Origin of the sequence: Bradyrhizobium sp. SHOUNA76, from assembly GCF_023006445.1 — a bacterium.
Lineage (GTDB): Bacteria > Pseudomonadota > Alphaproteobacteria > Rhizobiales > Xanthobacteraceae > Bradyrhizobium.
In genome coordinates, this window is record NZ_JALBHA010000892.1 from 1 (window position 1) to 1,369 (window position 1,369).

The following is a 1,369-nucleotide window of genomic DNA, read 5'->3' on the forward strand; positions in this document are numbered from 1 at the left end:
ACCAATCCGGAAAAGACCCTGACCGCTCAGATCCGCTCCCCGTTCCTGCGCGATGACGACCGCACCTTTCGCTACGCCTCGCTGGCGAGCGGCCTCGACATCGTGCGCAAGACGCTGAGCCAGCAGGAGATCGCCACCATCCAGACCACCCGGGTCGAACAGGGCACCGGCCACATCCACCTCACCACCCTGCTCGCCCATTCCTCCGGCGAGTGGATCTCCTCGGACTGGCCGGTCTGCGCCGCACGGGACATCGAGGCGCCGCACCGGATGGGCGCGGCACTGACCTACGCCCGACGCTATGCCCTGTTCGCGCTGGTCGGGATTGCCGGCGAGGATGATCTGGACGCCCCGGATACGGCCGCCGGTTCCCCCGCACCACCCAACCTCAAGGCCTCGCCCGGCAAGGGCGCTCTCAACCGTACCCCGGTGCTGCGGCCGGGCGAGTCCGCCGCACTCCGGGAGCAGCTGTTGCGCCAGCTCGAAGCGCTGCCTGCCAGCACCGATCTGCTCAGCTGGGCCATGGCGAGCCTCCCGCTCAAGAACAGCCTGCAGGAGCCGGATGCCCGGCACGTCGAGGCAGCTTATCAGGCCAAGCTTGAGGACGCTGGCCGTGCTCAGGCCGAGCAGACGGCCGACTTGGATGGCACGCCAAGCCTGCCAGCAGCGCCTGCTGCTGACGCCGACGCCGCGCTGCAGCCAGCGCTACCCGAGGCCGGGCTCGCCTATCCCAAGGAGCCGTCCCGCAAACGCAGCAAGGCGCACCTGTTGTTTGTTAGGGGGCAGCCCTGCCTGGTGTGCCAGCAAACCCCGTGCGATGCCCATCATCTGAAATTCGCTCAAGCCCGGGCGCTCGGCCGCAAGGTCAGCGATGAGTTCACTGTCCCCCTGTGCCGCGCGCATCACCAGGAGCTGCATCAGCACGGCAATGAACGGGCGTGGTGGGCGAACCTGCAGATCGCGCCGCTGCCGGTGGCGCAGGAGCTGTGGGCGGCGAGCCCCGTCCACGATCCCGCCAACCTCGCCCTGAGCGCCGCGTCGCTTGCGGCAAACCTGGATTCGGAGGTCGCCGGATGAACGGTTTGTTCCAAACCGGGCGCGAGCTCACCGTCACGACGCTGCCGGTCGAGTTTGCGTCCTTGGCGCCCCCGCCTCTGCTGCTGCCGGGCGAACAGCTCGAACACTACCAGGCGCTCCAGCAGGCGATCTTTGCCGACCTCGCGCCGCGGTCCGCCATCGAGTGGCTGCTCGCCATTGACGTCGCCGAGCTGTCCTGGGACATCCAGCGCTACCGCATGTTGCGGCATAAATTGCTCGAGACCTATCGCCAAAAGGCGGTTGAGGCGGCGCTGCGGCGCATCGACATGGT

The 1,369-nt window shown here is 68.1% G+C and carries 1 protein-coding gene and 1 pseudogene; both read left to right on the forward strand.

Annotated features, from left to right (window positions below):
* Positions 1-1,077: ERF family protein (locus MOV74_RS38300; protein WP_246932717.1), on the forward strand; the 1,077-nt coding region annotated here is incomplete at its 5' end.
* A pseudogene (locus tag MOV74_RS38305) lies at positions 1,074-1,369 on the forward strand (hypothetical protein); the annotation flags it as partial. The gene MOV74_RS38300 and the pseudogene MOV74_RS38305, both read left to right, overlap by 4 nt.